Source organism: Psychromonas arctica (assembly GCF_038155225.1).
Taxonomy (GTDB): domain Bacteria; phylum Pseudomonadota; class Gammaproteobacteria; order Enterobacterales; family Psychromonadaceae; genus Psychromonas; species Psychromonas arctica_B.
This window is the reverse complement of the sequence record NZ_JBAKBA010000008.1, coordinates 94,871-112,585: the sequence shown is the minus strand read 5'-3', so window position 1 is coordinate 112,585 and position 17,715 is coordinate 94,871. Positions and strand designations below refer to the sequence as shown.

Annotated in this window: 14 protein-coding genes and 1 riboswitch; of the genes, 7 read left to right on the top strand and 7 right to left on the bottom strand. The window is 36.5% G+C overall.

The annotated features are described in order from the left end of the window. Positions 1-260: 260 nt before the first annotated feature. The 4 genes from V6255_RS05390 to V6255_RS05375 all read right to left on the bottom strand — a co-directional run bounded on the left by V6255_RS05390 (position 261) and on the right by V6255_RS05375 (position 5,396). Positions 261-2,294 carry a putative bifunctional diguanylate cyclase/phosphodiesterase gene (locus V6255_RS05390; RefSeq protein WP_341627219.1) on the bottom strand — a complete coding sequence of 678 codons (2,034 nt, stop codon included), beginning with the start codon at positions 2,292-2,294 and terminating at the stop codon, positions 261-263. A 45-nt stretch (positions 2,295-2,339) separates the two neighbouring features. Further along, complete coding sequence (locus tag V6255_RS05385) at positions 2,340-2,957, bottom strand: hypothetical protein (RefSeq protein WP_341627218.1); 618 nt, start codon at positions 2,955-2,957, stop codon at positions 2,340-2,342. Positions 2,958-2,968: 11 nt separating this feature from the next. After that, a complete protein-coding gene (locus V6255_RS05380; RefSeq protein WP_341627217.1) occupies positions 2,969-3,991 on the bottom strand; it encodes a hypothetical protein in 1,023 nt (340 codons plus the stop codon). Between the two features lie 364 nt (positions 3,992-4,355). Beyond that, entirely contained in the window at positions 4,356-5,396 is a 1,041-nt protein-coding gene (locus V6255_RS05375; protein WP_341627216.1) for an acyltransferase, read from the bottom strand. A 305-nt stretch (positions 5,397-5,701) separates the two neighbouring features. Between V6255_RS05375 and V6255_RS05370 the strand changes: the two genes are divergently transcribed. After that, positions 5,702-7,297 carry a DUF3943 domain-containing protein gene (locus V6255_RS05370; RefSeq protein ID WP_341627215.1) on the top strand — a complete coding sequence of 532 codons (1,596 nt, stop codon included), beginning with the start codon at positions 5,702-5,704 and terminating at the stop codon, positions 7,295-7,297. Positions 7,298-7,484: 187 nt separating this feature from the next. On the opposite strand, the gene V6255_RS05365 is transcribed toward V6255_RS05370, so the two are convergent. Both V6255_RS05365 and V6255_RS05360 read right to left on the bottom strand, forming a co-directional pair. After that, on the bottom strand, positions 7,485-8,666 hold the full coding sequence (locus V6255_RS05365) for an aromatic amino acid transaminase (RefSeq protein ID WP_341627214.1): 1,182 nt from the start codon (positions 8,664-8,666) through the stop codon (positions 7,485-7,487). Between the two features lie 106 nt (positions 8,667-8,772). Continuing rightward, entirely contained in the window at positions 8,773-9,774 is a 1,002-nt protein-coding gene (locus V6255_RS05360) for a DMT family transporter (RefSeq protein ID WP_341627213.1), read from the bottom strand. 169 nt (positions 9,775-9,943) lie between these two features. Between V6255_RS05360 and V6255_RS05355 the strand changes: the two genes are divergently transcribed. After that, complete coding sequence (locus tag V6255_RS05355; RefSeq protein ID WP_025563831.1) at positions 9,944-10,399, top strand: Lrp/AsnC family transcriptional regulator; 456 nt, start codon at positions 9,944-9,946, stop codon at positions 10,397-10,399. A 232-nt stretch (positions 10,400-10,631) separates the two neighbouring features. Here V6255_RS05355 and V6255_RS05350 read toward each other — a convergent pair whose 3' ends face one another. Beyond that, positions 10,632-11,678 carry an adenosine deaminase gene (locus V6255_RS05350; protein WP_341627212.1) on the bottom strand — a complete coding sequence of 349 codons (1,047 nt, stop codon included), beginning with the start codon at positions 11,676-11,678 and terminating at the stop codon, positions 10,632-10,634. A 220-nt stretch (positions 11,679-11,898) separates the two neighbouring features. Between V6255_RS05350 and V6255_RS05345 the strand changes: the two genes are divergently transcribed. From V6255_RS05345 to V6255_RS05325, 5 genes are all read left to right on the top strand, one after another. Beyond that, a complete protein-coding gene (locus V6255_RS05345) occupies positions 11,899-13,728 on the top strand; it encodes an ABC transporter ATP-binding protein (protein WP_341627211.1) in 1,830 nt (609 codons plus the stop codon). A 255-nt stretch (positions 13,729-13,983) separates the two neighbouring features. Then, positions 13,984-14,106, top strand: a riboswitch (TPP riboswitch). 66 nt (positions 14,107-14,172) lie between these two features. Further along, positions 14,173-15,015 (top strand): bifunctional hydroxymethylpyrimidine kinase/phosphomethylpyrimidine kinase, encoded by an 843-nt coding sequence (thiD, locus tag V6255_RS05340; RefSeq protein ID WP_341627210.1) that lies wholly within the window; start codon positions 14,173-14,175, stop codon positions 15,013-15,015. 9 nt (positions 15,016-15,024) lie between these two features. Then, positions 15,025-15,846 (top strand): ABC transporter ATP-binding protein, encoded by an 822-nt coding sequence (locus V6255_RS05335; RefSeq protein WP_341627209.1) that lies wholly within the window; start codon positions 15,025-15,027, stop codon positions 15,844-15,846. Continuing rightward, positions 15,839-16,636, top strand: a complete 798-nt coding sequence (locus V6255_RS05330; RefSeq protein WP_341627208.1) for an ABC transporter permease — start codon at positions 15,839-15,841, stop codon at positions 16,634-16,636. The genes V6255_RS05335 and V6255_RS05330 overlap by 8 nt, the downstream gene beginning before the upstream one ends. A gap of 119 nt (positions 16,637-16,755) precedes the next feature. Then, the gene (locus tag V6255_RS05325; RefSeq protein ID WP_341627207.1) at positions 16,756-17,706 is read left to right on the top strand and encodes an ABC transporter substrate-binding protein; all 951 of its coding nucleotides are present in this window, start codon (positions 16,756-16,758) and stop codon (positions 17,704-17,706) included. The last annotated feature ends 9 nt before the right edge of the window (positions 17,707-17,715 follow it).

Below are 17,715 nucleotides of genomic sequence, written 5' to 3'. Positions count from 1 at the left end.
AACTCATTTTTCCTGCGCAAAATTTAGATCACTTATTTAATGTAATCGGTATAATACCAAAAGAATTAATAAGGTGATCATTCTTGCTGGTTAAAATCGCCCCTAACTGCGTTGTGAGTTTTGAAGTCAGAACAACTATCTCCTACAACTCACGCCTTATTAGTGTTAATTTTTCCTGCGTAATCTCTGATCACTTATTTAATTCCATTAGTATAATACCCAATCAAAATTTCAATATAAAAAATACGAAGAGACAGACCTTAACTGTTTGCCTCTACTGGAGGTTTGGTTAAAGGCTCTGGTTTTGCAAAATAATAACCTTGCGCATAATCTACGCCTAGTTTAGTTAATGCTTCAACTAAACTAAAATCTTCCACAAATTCTGCAATAATATCTTGTTTAGCTGCTTTACCAATCTCACAAATAGACTTAACAGCGGTAAAGTCTATTGGATTGTTCATCATATTCGCCACAATAGCACCATCTATCTTAATTTTATCCGTAGGTAATTGCTTAATATAAGCATATGAAGAATGACCACTACCAAAGTCATCGAGTGCAAACTGACAACCTAATGCTTTTATATTTTCCATAAACAACTGCGCCCGCTTGATATTTTTGATGGCAGCCGTTTCAGTAATTTCAAAACAAATTTTATCTAAAGGTATTACGCAGTTAGTAAGCTTTTCGATAATAAAGGTCTCTAGCTCATTATCAGTTAAAGAGTATCCGGATAAATTAATAGCGATTGTTTCAATAGACTCGAGTTGATCACCGTAAGATTTATAGTGTTCACAAACTGCATTAATAACCCAACGATCTATTTTACTTGTGAGCAAATAACGTTCGGCGACCGGTAAAAAATAAGCAGGGCTAATCAACTGGCCGTCATTGCCTAACATCCTTAATAATATTTCAAAGCTTTTACCTATTTTTTGCTGTTGTAAAGGCACAATATCTTGTTTGTATAAAACGAATAAATTGTTATTTAATGCGTTATTTAGATGGTGTACAGATATTAGTTGTTGCTTGGTATCTGAACACATCTGCTGGTTACTATCAAAAAGATACACAGCGTTTCTTCCTGAGTTTTTGGCTAACCCACAAGCCATATCTGCCGAGTTCAATAACTCTGTGACAGTATTTTCACAAGCTTTAGGTGCAACACCAATACTTGCACTTAAGTTAAAATTTTCACCTTCCCAATGATAAGTTAACAAGTTAATAGCTTGCTTTATTTTATTCGCTATTTCTAAGGCTTTTTGCTCTGTACATCTATTAATTAAAATAGCAAACTCGTCACCACCTAATCTCGCTACGGTGTCGTAATTACGTACATTTTGCTTAAGTATATGGGCTACACTCACTAAAACCTGATCGCCTACAGCATGCCCACAGGTATCATTAATAGTTTTAAAATAATCTAAATCGATAAAACATAAAAACCAATTTTGATCATTCACTTCTGAATTACCCATTACCTCGTTTAGATGACGCTCAAAAGCGCGGCGATTATAAAGCTCTGTTAGTGGATCATGTGAGGCTTGGTGGGACAATGTTTGTGTTAATAATTTAAAATCGTTACTTAGTGCTGTAATTTCAATGGGCGCATTATCGACTTTTTGAAAGTCATGCCCAGCTAATGCTTTATGTGATGAAACAATCAAGCCATTTAATGGATTACAAATTTTTCTATTTGCCCACCACCAAACAGCGATAATGAATAAAAAGAAAAATCCGCGAGAAACCCAAGCAGCAATCACTATAAAACTTTTTTCTTTTTGCAAAGCGATTGTATCTTGTTGAATAGTATTCTTTGTCTCAGACATCATAAATTGAATACTTTTTACCAAAGATAAACTAATAGAATCGTAATTTGGCAATAACTGACGTAAATGTGTAATCAGTTCCTTTTCTGGTGTATTGCCAATCGTATCAAGCTGTTTATTAATGTTTTTGATATTAACGATTGTTTTCTTAATTTCAGCGTTAAGTTCAGCAGAAAGATTGACGCCTTGTATTTTTGATAGTTCAGCACTGATATAGTCTCCCATATTTTTTGCACCAAAAATGAGGTAAGTATTGCCTGAAGCAATCACCAGATCCGTAGAGACTAAAAATTGCGAAGTGCTATTTTCAATTCGTTCGAAATCTTTAGCTCGTAAAAGACTTTGAGTGTGTTTGCTCGCTAATATTTGGACATGATTGAAGCGATACCCTAATACTTGCTCTAACATATAGGCACCAAGTAAACAGGCTAAAACAAGTATCGCTAAATAGCTTCTTATTCTCATTCAATACCTTCAGTTAATATATCAATTCAATTATCAGTAAATTTATTAATAATTAGCTTCAATTTTTTCAATATCTGGTGCCCAACTAATATCAGTAATAGCTAAGGTTTTTAATGCTGAACGTAATACTAATAACGACAGTTTTGGTGAAGTTAAAAATGCGCTTTCTCCAGCTTCTGATAGCGCCTCGCCATCAGCAGAGAGAAATAATTTCAGTTGTTCAATACTTTTATTATGAAGCTCTTTATTGATGCTTTTTACGACTGTGTCGTTACATTCTGGGCTACGACAACGTTGAAAATAAAAACCTTTCAAGCTTCTATCTAAATTTATAGCCCATGCAATTTCTACTAATCCCCATTTAGCCCACTCGGAGCGAGCTTGTAAAAAACCAGCAGGCTTTTCATTTTTATAAAGTACGTATAAAGTATGTTTGCTCACTTCACTTTGATGGATAGTAAAAGGTAGTATCTTTTTAACTGCTAATCTATCTTGTTCAGTCACCGTCCCAATTAATGAACGATATTGGTAACCCCCTTGATAAAGTATTTGAATAGCAGAGACAGGGTCTCTTAAGGAACAAAATGCAGCATAAGCAGAAGAAATTGTCAGCATTTCTACTACTAATAATATAATTAATCCACAAACTCTATTTCGTTTCATACAACCTACCATTACATTCTATATCTCAACTGCAAACTAAAACTAGGATCAATATTAATACCTTCTGCTTCTTTTAATTTTTGTTTATATTGAGCACTAATATCAAACCCACCATCGCTTACCCATTTTATGCCAGCAGTCCAATTACTTTTTGAGTCATATTTACTGTTCTCCGTCTGGTCAACTTCAAATCGTTGGTAATCTATTTGAGTATAAACTGATAAATTTTCTTTCACGTTACGCCATAACACCTCTACAAAACCATTGAGTGTATTATTATTCTCAACCTTTCCAATAGAAGATTCAGCTATAAACTGCCACTGATAGTAATAATAAGAAGTATCTAAACCAATATATTTCCGTTCAGTAACGCCATTAGCAGTTAAAACATCACCCGTTAACCATGATATGCCAGCCACTGTATTTTTATTGCTAAGCGTAGCGATTCGACCAGAAAATAAATGTGGATTACCGTTACTATTAAATTCGATACCAGAGCCACGTGTTAGGGCAACTTCATATTCAAAACGAGGCATAATACCATTAATAGAAATTCCCCAATCGGTTTTTATACCTCGTTGTGCAGCGGTTAATTGACGTAATGTACCACTTGTATCTATCTGGTATTCTAATCCGAATGGCACTTCAAAATGCCCTACTCTAATATTAAACTTACCTTGATTTAAAGCAGTATAATTGAAGTTAGCAATACGCCACGTAAGCTTTGTATCGTTACCATCATCAAAAATAAAAGGAGGGTTATTCACGTTATTTAGTTTAAAAATATAAGGTTGTAATATTAGCGTTCCAATATCCGCAGTATCATTACTGAAAACTTTATGTATATCGATCCCAAATACATTCAAAAAAGAATACTTTTGAGTATTAATATTACTATTAATTCGTGAAGAAAAATCAATAGAACTACGGCTATTCTCCCCTAGAAATACCCAATCCCTTGCAATTGTTAAAGGAGAAAAAAGAAGATTACTGCCTATACTTATAGCTAGCCACTTTGAATAACTTTTTGGCATAACAGATAACCCTTGTTTAAGCTAAAATTTAAAATGGCCAGAGTCATAAACAACATAACTTTTTAAACGGATAAATTAGCCTGCGAGTTAAATTAATCAATGAAATAAAGAGTTAGCTTAAATACAACTTAGCAATCATGTTTCAATATTATTCAATAGTTTTACTAACAACTGTATCCTATGAAACTTCATTATAGTACAAACAATGCATACATAAAGTGGTATGAATTTAAAATATGGACATTCCTCTCGACACAGTATTATTATCTTTTATTTAGTAAGCTATTAATTACTTTCTAGTGGTCCGGTGTAACTTTATCGTCAATAGCCCTAACTCATTTAACATTTGGATTCAGACAAAAAATTATGGAACCAAGCGTCTAATAAAAGGTACTTTAACTAAAGTCATGGTGAAGATTAGTGACACGATTAATGTCACCAAAGTAATCATTGGAATAGCAATCCAGTTGCTCCCAAACAGATCATAAAAACCATTATTTAGCTCACGTACTGGAATCAATAAAAGTGGATGAATTAAGTAAATACCTAAGCTATAAGTAGAAATAAGTGTTATCAGTGCGCGAAATTTTCCTGTTATTTTTTCAGCATAGGCTTGGGCTAATACAAATAACATCCCGCCAATAACAGCAGTGTTCAGCGTTTTATATCCCATAAAGAATGAGCTGTATTCACCCGTTTCATTCGCTAAAAACCAGGTACCAAAGAAGTTAAGTAAAAGCATGCTCGTACCAGCAATAAGCCATAGTTTTAGTTGTGGACGATTGTCTCTATTAAATAAGTACCAACCTAAAACGAGATAACCACTGTATAAGACTAAGTTTTGTTGTAAGAAGCTACCCACTTTTAGCCAATGCATAATGAATAAAATAGCCCAACTGAATAATGCTAATTTAATATGTTCTGGTGATGCCTTTTTTAGTAATGGGATTAAAAATGGGATCACAAAATACAATGGAATAAAGTCATAGAAAAACCATAAGTGATACCAAGCAGGATCAATAGCTGCATTTTTTAATACATCAATAGCAATAGTACTCACCCACTGCCCAGTAAAGACATCATCAATCATAAAACCAGAGATCAGCCCATAGATAATGGTCCAACCGATAAAGGGAATAGCCACTTTACTTAAGCGTTTAGTTAGATAATGTTCGCATTGAAAAGCTCTTTCGGTAGACAATAACAATGCACCACTAATCAACATAAAAACAGGCACTGCCCAGCGAGTTAAGCTATTCATTCCAGCCGCCGCTAACCAATCACTATCTGGGATATCACCATACAGAAAACGAAAAGGTCCCAGTACATGAATAGTAATGACTGCAATTGCCGCGATAAAACGTAAAAAATCTATATAAAATATCGATGTGCGTTTTGTTGGCATACTAATAACCCATATTAACTTAATTAAAAAAGAGTACCTACTTGCTACTAAGCTTGCAATGATAGGTAGTTAAGACAATATAACCTACTTGCAGTTCATCCCTTAAAACAATCTTATTGAAGTAAAATAATTTACCGCATTGATATATCTGCAACACCTCAAAAATGAGGTATTGCAGAAAGATGAAAAAACACGATAATAAGCAAAAATGCCCTCCTATTAAATCACTATTATTAACGCATATAATTAAGTCTATATGTGAGGCTATTAAATAATTGGCTTTAACTCTACTCAAGGATTTATCTGTGATTATCACAAAGCACGCTACTCGTTCGCTTTTTTTATTATTCTCTATATCAACGCACAGCTTATTATTTGCAGCAGAAGAGATAATAAGTGATATCCATCAATCAGCATCAAATGAAGTTAATAAGGCTTCAAGTAAAGCAGTTTCTACTAAATTACCTATTGCTGAAAATAATGATTTACAAAAAACATCGGTATATGAAGGGACAGACCAACAACTACTCGCTCCATTACCAGAAATTCTAGCAACAGATGTTCAAACAGAAACAACCGATAACGAGAAACAAGCGGCGGAGTACAAAACTGCGTTTACTAACTCAGCTTGGGAACAATTTGATGTGCCAGAAAGCTTTTATGACAATCCTTATAAAGTCTCTTTATTTTCACCAAAAAATGGAGAAGATAGCGAGCGTTTATTATCACAAACGTCTTCTATTTTTTATTATGGGTTAGGTGTTATCTCGGTACTTGCAGTTATGCCTGAATCAGTCACCAATTGGAATAATGATGAGGATGTTAGCTTAGCGCAGAAATGGCTTGATCACGTGTCAGAAGGCCCAGTATGGGATAGAGATGACGCCATATTAAATTATATTATGCACCCTTACTTTGGTGGTGTTTACTACCAAGCAGCACGTAAGTCAGGCTACCGACAATGGGATTCATTTTTATACTCAGCGCTTATGTCTAGCGCATTTTGGGAATATGGTGTTGAAGCCTTTGCAGAAAAACCGTCTATGCAAGATTTAGTGGTGACGCCCGTATTAGGTTGGGTTTATGGTGAATGGGCCTTTAACACTGAACGCGAAATTTGGGCTGGCGGCGGTACGGTATGGGGAAGTGAATACTTAGGTAACACTGCCCTCTTTTTATTAGACCCGATTGACTCTATTGGACGTAACTTTAACCGTTTATTTGGCAGAGATTTAATTAAAGCCGGTACCGGTTATATTAAAATTTCAGAGCAAGGCGATGACGCAAGAGTCCCTAACGAAAGACAAATTATGTTTGAAATCAATTACCTGTTTGGCGAAGATAGTAGCTCAGCTCAATCTGGCATTAGTGGTAAACGTAAACTAGGCACTGGTTATTCATTTGCAAATTCTAATGACCCTGTTAACTTTGGCATTGTCGGCTTAAGTTTAGGATCTGGCTACCTTAACTATGATGACAAACGCGGCCTGACCAATGAACAATATGCACAAGTATCATTGGGTTTATATTTTTCACCACGCTTTTCAGCGCGTTTAAATTATGCCTCAACAAAAATGATGCAAGCTTTCACAACACCAAATGAAACCTATGAAACCTATGAAACCTTTAATGTTGATGGCCAATATTACTTTAATGCCAGTTCAAACTTACGCCCTTATATAACGGCAGGGTTAGGCGAAGAAATTTGGAATGAAGATGACGATCAATACAACTTTCAACTTAACACAGGTGTTGGCCTTCATTACCGTTTAAACGCGAACTGGGCAATACAAGCTGACTATGTTAATTACTTCACTACACATGAAAGCAGTCATGATCAACAAATGACGGGGAAACTCGTTTACCGTTTTGGTGAAGGCGAAACAATGCTAGTTCAATAAATGTTAAATCAGCTGTATTAACAAAAAAGGCCAGTGATAACGTTTATCACTGGCCTTTTTTTATATTCGAGTTGAAGTTTCACCTTAAATTTAAAGTGAAATGAAGCCGTGTGAAATATCAATTAACCTTTGATACTACAGCTCTCACAGCCCGATTTTTAGCTTCAGTCTTTCCACTATTACTATTTCAACATTCGCTTTTCATTACGTCCACTAATGCTTTCGCAAGATAGCTAACTTGGGCTTGTTTTAAACCCGCAATGTTAATTCTACCATTTAACATACCGTATATTGCATGCTTTTCACGTAGAGCGGTCATCTGCTCTGGCGTTAATGGTAATAAAGAAAACATGCCTTTTTGTCTTGTTACTGCTTGTAAAGAAACAGGAGCATTCATTTCTAACAATAAGTTTCCTAATGCTTTACGTAAATCATTAATACGTTCTCTGCACACCGACAGTTCGGCTAACCAAGGTTCAGGATCTGAGAACAATAACGATGCGACTGCCGCACCATGATTTGGTGGCATAGAATAGTTTGCACGCGTAATACGTTCTAATAAAGTACGTAAAGGAGCATGTTGAGAGTGATCATTTGTTATCACCATCGCGACACCAGTACGCTCACAATATAACCCCATATTTTTTGAACAACTTGCCGCCACCAGCATGAAATCGACTTGCTCAACAAACAGTCTTAAACCAGCAGCATCTTCTTCAGGCCCATCACCAAAACCTTGATAGGCAATATCAATAAAAGGCACGACTTTTTTAGCAAGACAAAAATCAATAAATTGTTGCCACTGTGCGAGTGAAGGATCTACGCCAGAAGGATTATGACAACTCCCATGTAACAATAAGATATCACCTTCTTTCGCTTGCTCTAGATCTTCAAAACACGCCTCTATATCTAAAACGCCTCCAACATGCTGCCAGCGGAACGGTTCAACGTTGAGACCAGCCCCTTCCATAATTGGACGATGATTAAGATAACCTGGGTTAGTATTCCAAATCACAGCATCCGGTGATAGCGTCGCAACAAAGTCGGCAATAACTCTTAACGCACCTGAACCACCAACGGTTTGAATAGTGCATTGATCAGAAAATCGCTCACTATCACCCAATAAAAATTTGGCCATGTGGTCATTAAACTCAAGATTTCCAGACAACATCTTATAAGACTTCGACTCGGCTACCGCTGCTAATTTTTGTTCTGCTTTCTGTACTTGTTGCATCACAGGTGTTTGCCCTGTCTCATCACGATACACACCCACTAACATATCAATTTTATGGTCTCGTTGGTCTGCATTAAATTGATGTAATAGCGCCCAAAGAGGATCGCCTTGGACAATAGGTAAGTTTTCTAACATAACGACATTCCTTAAATAAAAGGCTTAGAGAAAAGAACTAAATAAAAGTACTAAGTAAAAGTACAGAAATACCCATACTTAAATAAAAAAACTTAAACAAAATAAACTAACAACGACTCGATAAAATAACGCCTATCACTGTTAAGGCAACTCCAATACAAACAAAAACAGATAATGATTCACCTAAAATCGGCACGGCTAATAATGCAGTGGCGGCAGGAGAAAGTGAACCTAGCACTGAAGATCGAGCTGAACCTAATTGGCTTACTGCATAAGAAAAGCAAATAGTTGCCACTACGCCAATACCAAGCCCTTGGATTAAAATAAACGGTAGCGCTTGTTGGAAAGAAAAATGCCCCAAATTACTTGGCACCATACCCGTTCCAATCAGCAGTAACATAATAAAACCTGAGAGGTAAGAGATAATAAGCGTAATAGTCATTGGTTTCAAAGCGATTTTTCTAAGGCCAATGATATAAACAGACCAAAGAAAACTAGCACCAAACAAAAAACAAAGACCAATAATCACATCCAACGACATACCTTCTGACTCGCCAACAATCATAATGAATATGCCAACTAATATAAATGAGAGTGTAAACAATCGTTTTTTAGAGAGTGCTTGAGCCAGAAAGAAGTAAGAAATAATAGCAACAAAGAATGCAGGAGTACCAGCGAGTATGGTCCCAACGTAAGCCACAGGAACACTTTTAGCACCTAATGCAGCTAAGAAAACAAAAGGAATTCCACCAAGCAAAATAAGTGTGGTATCGGATAACTTCACTTTTTTGATAGTTTTACAATGAGAAACCAACCAGGGTGACAATAATATTGCAGGTACTAAAAAACGAATTAACGCGACATCAGCAATCTTTAATGCTGAGCCATCAATAATACGTATAGTCAGAGCAAAGCCAGACCAAATGAATAAAACCAATAACATTGAAATATATCCCCAAATAACAGGGGAATTTAAAGCGATAGAGAAGTTATCGCTTAATCGTTTATAAACGTTGCCTTTATAAACATTACTTTTATAGACATTACCTTTATAAACATTGTTATTAACTTGCCCTTTATGGAGACTCTGCTGTTGAATTTTTTGCATTTTTCAAGCCCTACCAATTGTTTATGAAAAGTATCTAATAAACAATATTATCCATTAAAAGTGACGCTCTTATCGCTCAAAGAAAGGCCAAAAACCTCAGGTATTAGCTGATACAATCAATATATAAACAAACTAAGCATTAAACCACTAAAAAAGAGTCAGGTGAAGAATGGATAAAATAGACCAACACATATTGAAGCACCTTCAAAAAGAAGCACGTATATCAATAGCAGACCTTGCCGATAAAGTCGGTTTATCCGCGTCTCCCTGCGCCAGACGCTTAAAACGATTGGAAGATGAAGGCTTCATAAAAGATTACCAAGCCAATCTAAATAAAGAAAAAGTCGGTATTAATATGACCTTTTTTGTTGAAGTGAGCTTAGATAGACACCAAGAAAAAGCCATTGAAGAGTTTGAAATTGCGTTATTAAAAATTGAAGAAGTGATCAATGCACATATCGTCTCCGGCGCTTTTGATTACTTATTAGAAGTTGTTAGCCCAAATTTACAAGGTTATGAAACCTTCACGACTAAACTCCATAAAATCTCCAGCGTTAAAGATATCCATACGCATTTATCTGTTAGACAATTAAATACGCAACGAGAACTGCCTATGTATATTTAGGTGTTATAAAAAACTCAGGAATTATATTAACGGGATCAGAGCTTGGCAGGTTAAACGTTGAAAGTCATAACTTTTGTTGTTGATAAAAATAGCAGAATAACGAAATAGCAAAATAATAAAATAACGATGCACAGCCTTATTTAATCAATGAATATTAAATAGGGTTATGCATTTTCTAAACTAAATATTAACTTAAGCCTTAGCCCTTAAGCATTAACCACAGAAAGAATAATTAAATATAATCACGTAATGCAGACGATAATTGCTGTTTACGCTGTTGGCAACAGAAACTAGCGGTAATGCTGTTCTCAACCAGTTTAATCATTTGTTCTTGAGTCATATCTAATGATACGATTAACGCTTCAAAATTTTCAGTCATATAGCCACCAAAATAAGAAGGATCGTCAGAATTCACTGTGACACAAATACCTAGGCTTAATAGATCTAAAATATTATGTTGGTTCATATCATCAAATACTTTTAACTTAGTATTTGATAACGGACAAACAGTTAATGGTATTTGACTCTCCTGTAAGTATTTAATCAAAGCAGGGTCATGAATAGCATTAACACCATGGTCAACTCTTGATACTTTTAAATCATTAATCGCGGTCCATATATAATCAGCAGGCCCTTCTTCACCAGCATGAGCAACCGTTAATAAACCTAACTCACGCGCTTTAGCAAAAACACGGCTAAATTTCTCAGGCGGATGTCCTAACTCAGAACTATCTAAGCCTACTCCTTTAAGTTTATCTAAGTGGTCCATCGCCAATATTAAAGTAGCAAAAGCACTTTCTTCATCTAAGTGACGTAAAAAACACATGATCAATTCACTGCTGATACCTAGTTTTTCTTCGCTGTCTTCTAACGCACGATCAATCCCATTGATGACAGTAGCAAAACTAATACCACGTTCAGTATGTGTTTGAGGGTCAAAAAATGGCTCGACATGGAGTACATTTTGCTCTTTACACTTTAATAAATAAGCCCATGTTAAGTCATAAAAATCTTGTTCAGTTACTAAAACGGTTGCAGCTTGATAATAAATATCTAAAAAATCTTGTAGCTGAGTAAATTGAAATGCTTGCTTTACTTCCTTTACGTTTTGATAAGGCAATGTGACTTGATTACGAACCGCTAAATCAAATAGCATTTGCGGCTCTAAGCTCCCTTCTAAATGTAAATGCAATTCTACTTTCGGTAATTGCGCTAACCAGCTTAGTAACACAAGGTCCGCTTTAGGTGAAGTGTCTAGATGTGATGTTGAATGCGGCATAATGTTCTCTTTTAATTTTACACTGGCTAAGCATAACTAATTTCTCATCCATAAAAATAAAAACAATCATTATTTAACAGTATAAACACTGAAATAAACGTTAAGTACTTTAATTAAAGCTTGTTTTATAAGCACTAATCATTATGATCACAGGATTAAAGCCCCTTCCCAGCTCGACGTAAGACCTGTCATAAAAGCAATAAAAAATTAAGGACTTAACATGTATAAATTTTTTGAAAATTTAGTGCCTGCACTAGATGATCAAGAGCCAACTCAACCGCCTAAAACGCTAGTGGCTTTTTGTATGCATTATACAAAAGGTTATAAAAAAGCGCTTTTTGCTATGACACTATTAACCGCTTTATTAGCGATTTTAGAAGTGTCGTTATTTGGTTTTATGGGGCAATTAGTGGATTGGTTAATCACTAAAAATCCAGAAACCCTATTACAAGATGAAGGCCAAAAGTTATTAATTATGTCCGTGATTGTATTGGTCTTAATTCCTTTATTAATACTGCTGCATTCTTTAATTGTTCACCAAATATTACTCGGTAATTATCCGATGTCGATACGTTGGTTTGCGCACCGTTATTTATTAAAACAAAGTGTTTCTTTTTATCAAGATGACTTTGCCGGACGCATCGCAACCAAAGTCATGCAAACCGCATTAGCCGTGCGTGAAACAGTAATGAAACTATTAAACGTCATGGTTTATATCCTCGTTTATTTAATTTCGATGTTAGTGATGGTGGCACAGGCGGATTATCGCTTAGCGATTCCGATGTTAGTCTGGTTGGTGATATATACGGGTATTCAATACTATTTCATTCCCAAGTTAAAAAAAGTAGCCGCAGAACAAGCCGATGCCCGCTCAACCATGACGGGACGTATTGTGGATAGCTACACCAATATTTCAACGGTTAAATTATTTGCACATACCGATTCAGAATCAACTTATGCTAAACAGGGCATGACTGGTTTTTTAGAGACAGTTTATCGACAAATGCGCTTGGCAACGGGCATTAATATTTGCGTACAAATATCAAACTACACTTTAGCCTTTGCCATCACAGCGTTATCAATAGCGTTATGGATGCAAAGTGCAATCACCGTCGGTGCCATTGCTGTCGCGATCAGTTTAGCACTGCGTTTAAATGGTATGTCACAATGGATCATGTATGAGCTAAGTGCCCTATTTGAAAACATTGGTACCGTAACAGACGGCATGAATACACTTGCTAAGCCTAATATTATTAAAGATAAAGAAGATGCTAAACCATTAATCGTCTCTGAAGGTAACATCTACTTTAAACAAATGAGTTTCCATTACGGTGAAAATAAAGGCGTGATTGAAAACTTTGATTTGAATATTAAAGCAGGTGAAAAAATTGGCTTAGTCGGCCGTTCAGGCGCAGGTAAATCAACCTTAGTAAATCTATTATTACGCTTTTACGATGTTGAAAAAGGCCAAATTATTATTGATAGTCAAGATATCAAAGCAGTGCAACAAGAAAGCTTACGTTTACAAATAGGCATGGTGACTCAAGATACTTCATTGTTACACCGCTCTATCCGTGAAAATATCCTCTACGGGCGACCAGATGCAACGGAAGAGGAAATGGTCAATGCGACGAAACAAGCGCAAGCACATGAATTTATTTCAACGCTAACAGATAACGAAGGTAATGTTGGATACGACGCGCAAGTAGGCGAACGAGGCGTGAAGCTTTCTGGTGGTCAACGTCAGCGTATTGCTATATCTCGTGTACTATTAAAAGATGCGCCAATTCTAGTGTTAGATGAAGCGACATCAGCCTTAGACTCAGAAGTTGAAGCGGCGATTCAAGAAAGTTTGTATGAATTAATGCAAGGCAAAACGGTGATTGCCATTGCCCACCGTCTATCGACTATTGCCGCTATGGACCGTTTAATTGTACTAGATAAAGGTAATATTATTGAGCAAGGTAGCCACCAAGAATTGATTGCTAAAAATGGTGTTTATGCACAATTATGGGCACATCAAACAGGTGGTTTTTTAGGAAGTGAATAGCTTTATAACGCTTTAACTTTGTTTTAGAGTATCAATAAAGGCTAATTTATTAACAATTAGCTTTTTATTACTCGGCATGATCTTTGAATTTTTAAAATCAAAGTTATTTTCTCTCATTTTAAATAACAATATGTATTTCCTATTTGTTATTTTTTGCTCCCTTTTAATGTAAACCTTAAGCAATTGAAACCTCTACAATCCTACCTAAGCAATATGTTTGATTGCGCTTTTAACAGAACTTGATATGATTTGGCACAATTATAGTCGGGGAGCCTTAGGCTGAGAACGAGTGTGATATCAAGACTTATTGATAAAACACCGATACCCGTTGAACCTGATACAGTTAACACTGACGCAGGGAACTATTTATAAACCATCCCTGTAGCATCTCTTTGCTTGATGTTGGTTGATATAAGTTCCGCTCGCGTTTTCATCGGAGCCATTATGTCTGACCTTATTCTTAACGCTATTTGTACACCTATTAGCACCCCGATTGTATTGACTATTGCTGGTTCTGACAGCAGTGGTGGTGCAGGTATTCAAGCCGACATCAAAGCTATTTCAGCAACAGGCAGTTACGCTTGTTCCGCAATCACTGCTATTACTGCACAAAATACACTTGGCGTATCCGCTATATTTCCGATTCCGCTTGAACATGTTGAAAAGCAATTAGACGCTGTATTTAGTGACCTCAATATTGTTGCAGTAAAAGTAGGCATGTTAGCTGATTGCGACATTATCAAAGTGGTTGCTAAAAAACTCAAGCAATACAAACCAGCCTTTTTAGTCATCGACCCTGTGATGGTCACTACTAATGGCGATCTACTATTAGAAAAAGTGGCCATTCAAACCTTAAAAACAGAATTACTGGCAATGGCTGATTTAATCACGCCAAACTTACCTGAAGGGGCGGCGTTAATTGATAGCCAACTCCCCACTAGCGAACAAGAAATGCAGACAATGATTGATGCATTACGTCTGTTAGGCGCTAAAGCAGTCTTATTAAAAGGTGGGCATTTAGAACAAGACGAAAACAGTAATGATTTATTAATTTTACCGAATTCAGTACAGCAACTTACAGCAAAACGCGTTGAGACTAATAACAATCACGGCACAGGCTGCACCTTATCTTCAGCCATCGCCTCTTATCTCGCTCAAGGTAATGAACTGACAACAGCAGTGCAACTAGGTAAAGATTATATTACGCAAGCACTACAACATGCCGACCAACTTAAAATTGGTAAAGGTCGCGGCCCTGTTGACCATTTTTACAAGCTGAATCGATAGATGTTAAGTATGACCAATAAGCATTCAGCGAAGCAAGTGCCAAAGCAAACAGTACTGAATGAAATAAAGGCGCCTAGTCTTGATATTAAAGATGCCAGCTTACGTTATCACCATAGTGAACAGTACGTATTGTCATCGCTGAACATGCACTTTCCTGCTGCACAATGGACCTGTATTTTAGGGCGAAGTGGTTGCGGTAAAAGCTCCCTATTACGTTATCTTGCTAATTTATTGGTTGATAAAGTCACATGGTCAGGACAACTATCCACCAGCACCAACCTACCTTTACAAAACCAAATCGCTTATATGGCTCAGCAAGATTTATTAATGCCATGGTTATCGGTATTAGATAACGTTCTGTTAAGTGAAAAACTCAGTAACAAAAGTCATAAGACTGGTAAACAACAAAAATCACTACACATTACAAAAGCACAACAGCTATTAGAGCAAGTAGGCCTGTCCGATAAAATACATTATTTACCACAGCAATTATCTGGCGGTATGCGTCAACGAGTTGCACTCGCTAGAACCTTAATGCAAAACAAACCAGTGGTATTGATGGACGAACCTTTTTCAGCATTAGATGCAGTCACTCGCTATCGTTTACAAAACCTAGCCCATCAATTATTAAAAGATAAAACGGTGGTGTTGATTACTCACGATCCACAGGAAGCGATTCGCTTAGCTAATCAACTGTACATTATGCAAGGGCAACCTGCCTTTGCAGAATCATTAACAGTGCCAGATAGCCAGATACCAAGATCCTTTGATACTCAAAGTGCCAGCTTGCAACAACAAATTCTGGATCGATTGGAGCAAGATTATGAGTAATTTACCTCCCATGATTAACCTAGCTAAACCAATTAAAAGTAAGGATAAAACCCTACATCCAGTATTACGTTCGTTACTTACTTTTGCAGTGATTATTGCAATTTGGCAAGCCGTTGTGATCGTATTTAAATTACCTGCTTTTATTCTACCTGAGCCTTTATCTGTGTTCGAACGTTTGATTGCTCGCTATGACGTTTTATTAAAGCATAGTTGGGTGACCACTCAAGAGATCATACTCGGCTTATTATTAGGCTTATCCATGGGCTTATGTTTTGCCTTGCAGATGTTGTTATTTAAACCAATCAAACGTTGGTTATTGCCGATTTTAATTACTAGCCAAGCGATCCCCGTTTTTGCCATCGCGCCTATTTTGATGATCTGGTTAGGTTATGGCATTGCTTCAAAAATAGTCATGGCTGCGATGATCATCTTTTTTCCTGTTACAACTTGTTGTTATGACGGGTTAAAAAACACACCTACGGGTTATCTCGACTTAGCTAAGACCATGAATGCGAGTAAATGGAAGATGTTACGCCATATTCAACTGCCAGCGTCATTACCTACTTTGGCCTCTGGTATTCGTGTTGCTGTGGTTATTGCACCGATTGGTGCCGTTGCTGGTGAATGGGTTGGCTCAAGTGAAGGCTTGGGTTATTTAATGCTGCAAGCTAATGCCCGTATGTTAATTGATGAAATGTTCGCCGCTTTATTCATCCTGTCTACGATTTCAGTCGGCTTATATTTCATCACCGATAAGGTATTAAAAAAACTGATCCCATGGGAGGCCTGAAAGCACGTTTTCTATTATTCAAAATAGTAAATATGAGTGCCAATATAAATACCACTAAAGCTCAATATATTAATTTAAAACAATGCACACTCTTTAAATACAATAAGGAAATACACTACATGAAAAAGAATTTCATCTTAACCACGCTTACTTTAGCGGCAACCTTGTTCTCATTTTCAGCACAAGCTGAGGATAAAAAAGTCACTTTGATGTTGGATTGGTTTGTTAACCCTAACCATGGCCCAATTATCGTGGCACAACAACGTGGTTACTTTAAAGAACAAGGTTTAAATGTGGTTATTCAAGAGCCTGCCGATCCAAGTATGCCACCAAAATTAGTAGCTGCAGGCAACATTGACCTTGCTATTACTTATCAGCCAAACCTAATTATTGATGTTGCAGAAGGGTTACCTTTAGTGCGCTCAGCGACGTTAATCGCTACACCATTAAACACATTAATGGTACTCGATAACGGAAAAATTAATTCGCTAAGCGATTTGAAAGGTAAAAAAGTAGGTATTGCTATTTCAGGAAGCGAAGAAGCGACCATCGGTAAAATGCTAGAAACCGTTAATGTCAGTTACGATGAATTAGAAATCATTAACGTGGGTTGGGCATTATCAGCGTCATTAGCATCGGGTAAAGTTGATGCAATTTGGGGTGGTCTACGCAACTTTGAAACGAACCAATTGGCATTAGAAGGTTTTAAAGCTAAGGCTTATTTTCCTGAAGAACATGGTGTTCCAGCTTATGATGAACTTATATTTGTAGCTAATGCTAAAAAATATGATGCTGCGATGATCAGTGCTTTCAATAAAGCCCTAGAACAAGCAACTACCTACATTGTTAACCACCCAAAAGAAGCATGGAATGAGTTTGTTAACTATGCACCAGATACCTTAAACAATGAGCTTAATAAACGAGCATGGCGCGATACATTAACACGTTTTGCATTACGCCCTGCTGCTATCGACTTAAAACGTTACGATGATTACGCGCAATTTATGTTTGATAACAAGCTAATTAAGAGCCAGCCAAAAGCAAAAGATTATATGCCTACATTCAAGTAATGAAATAGC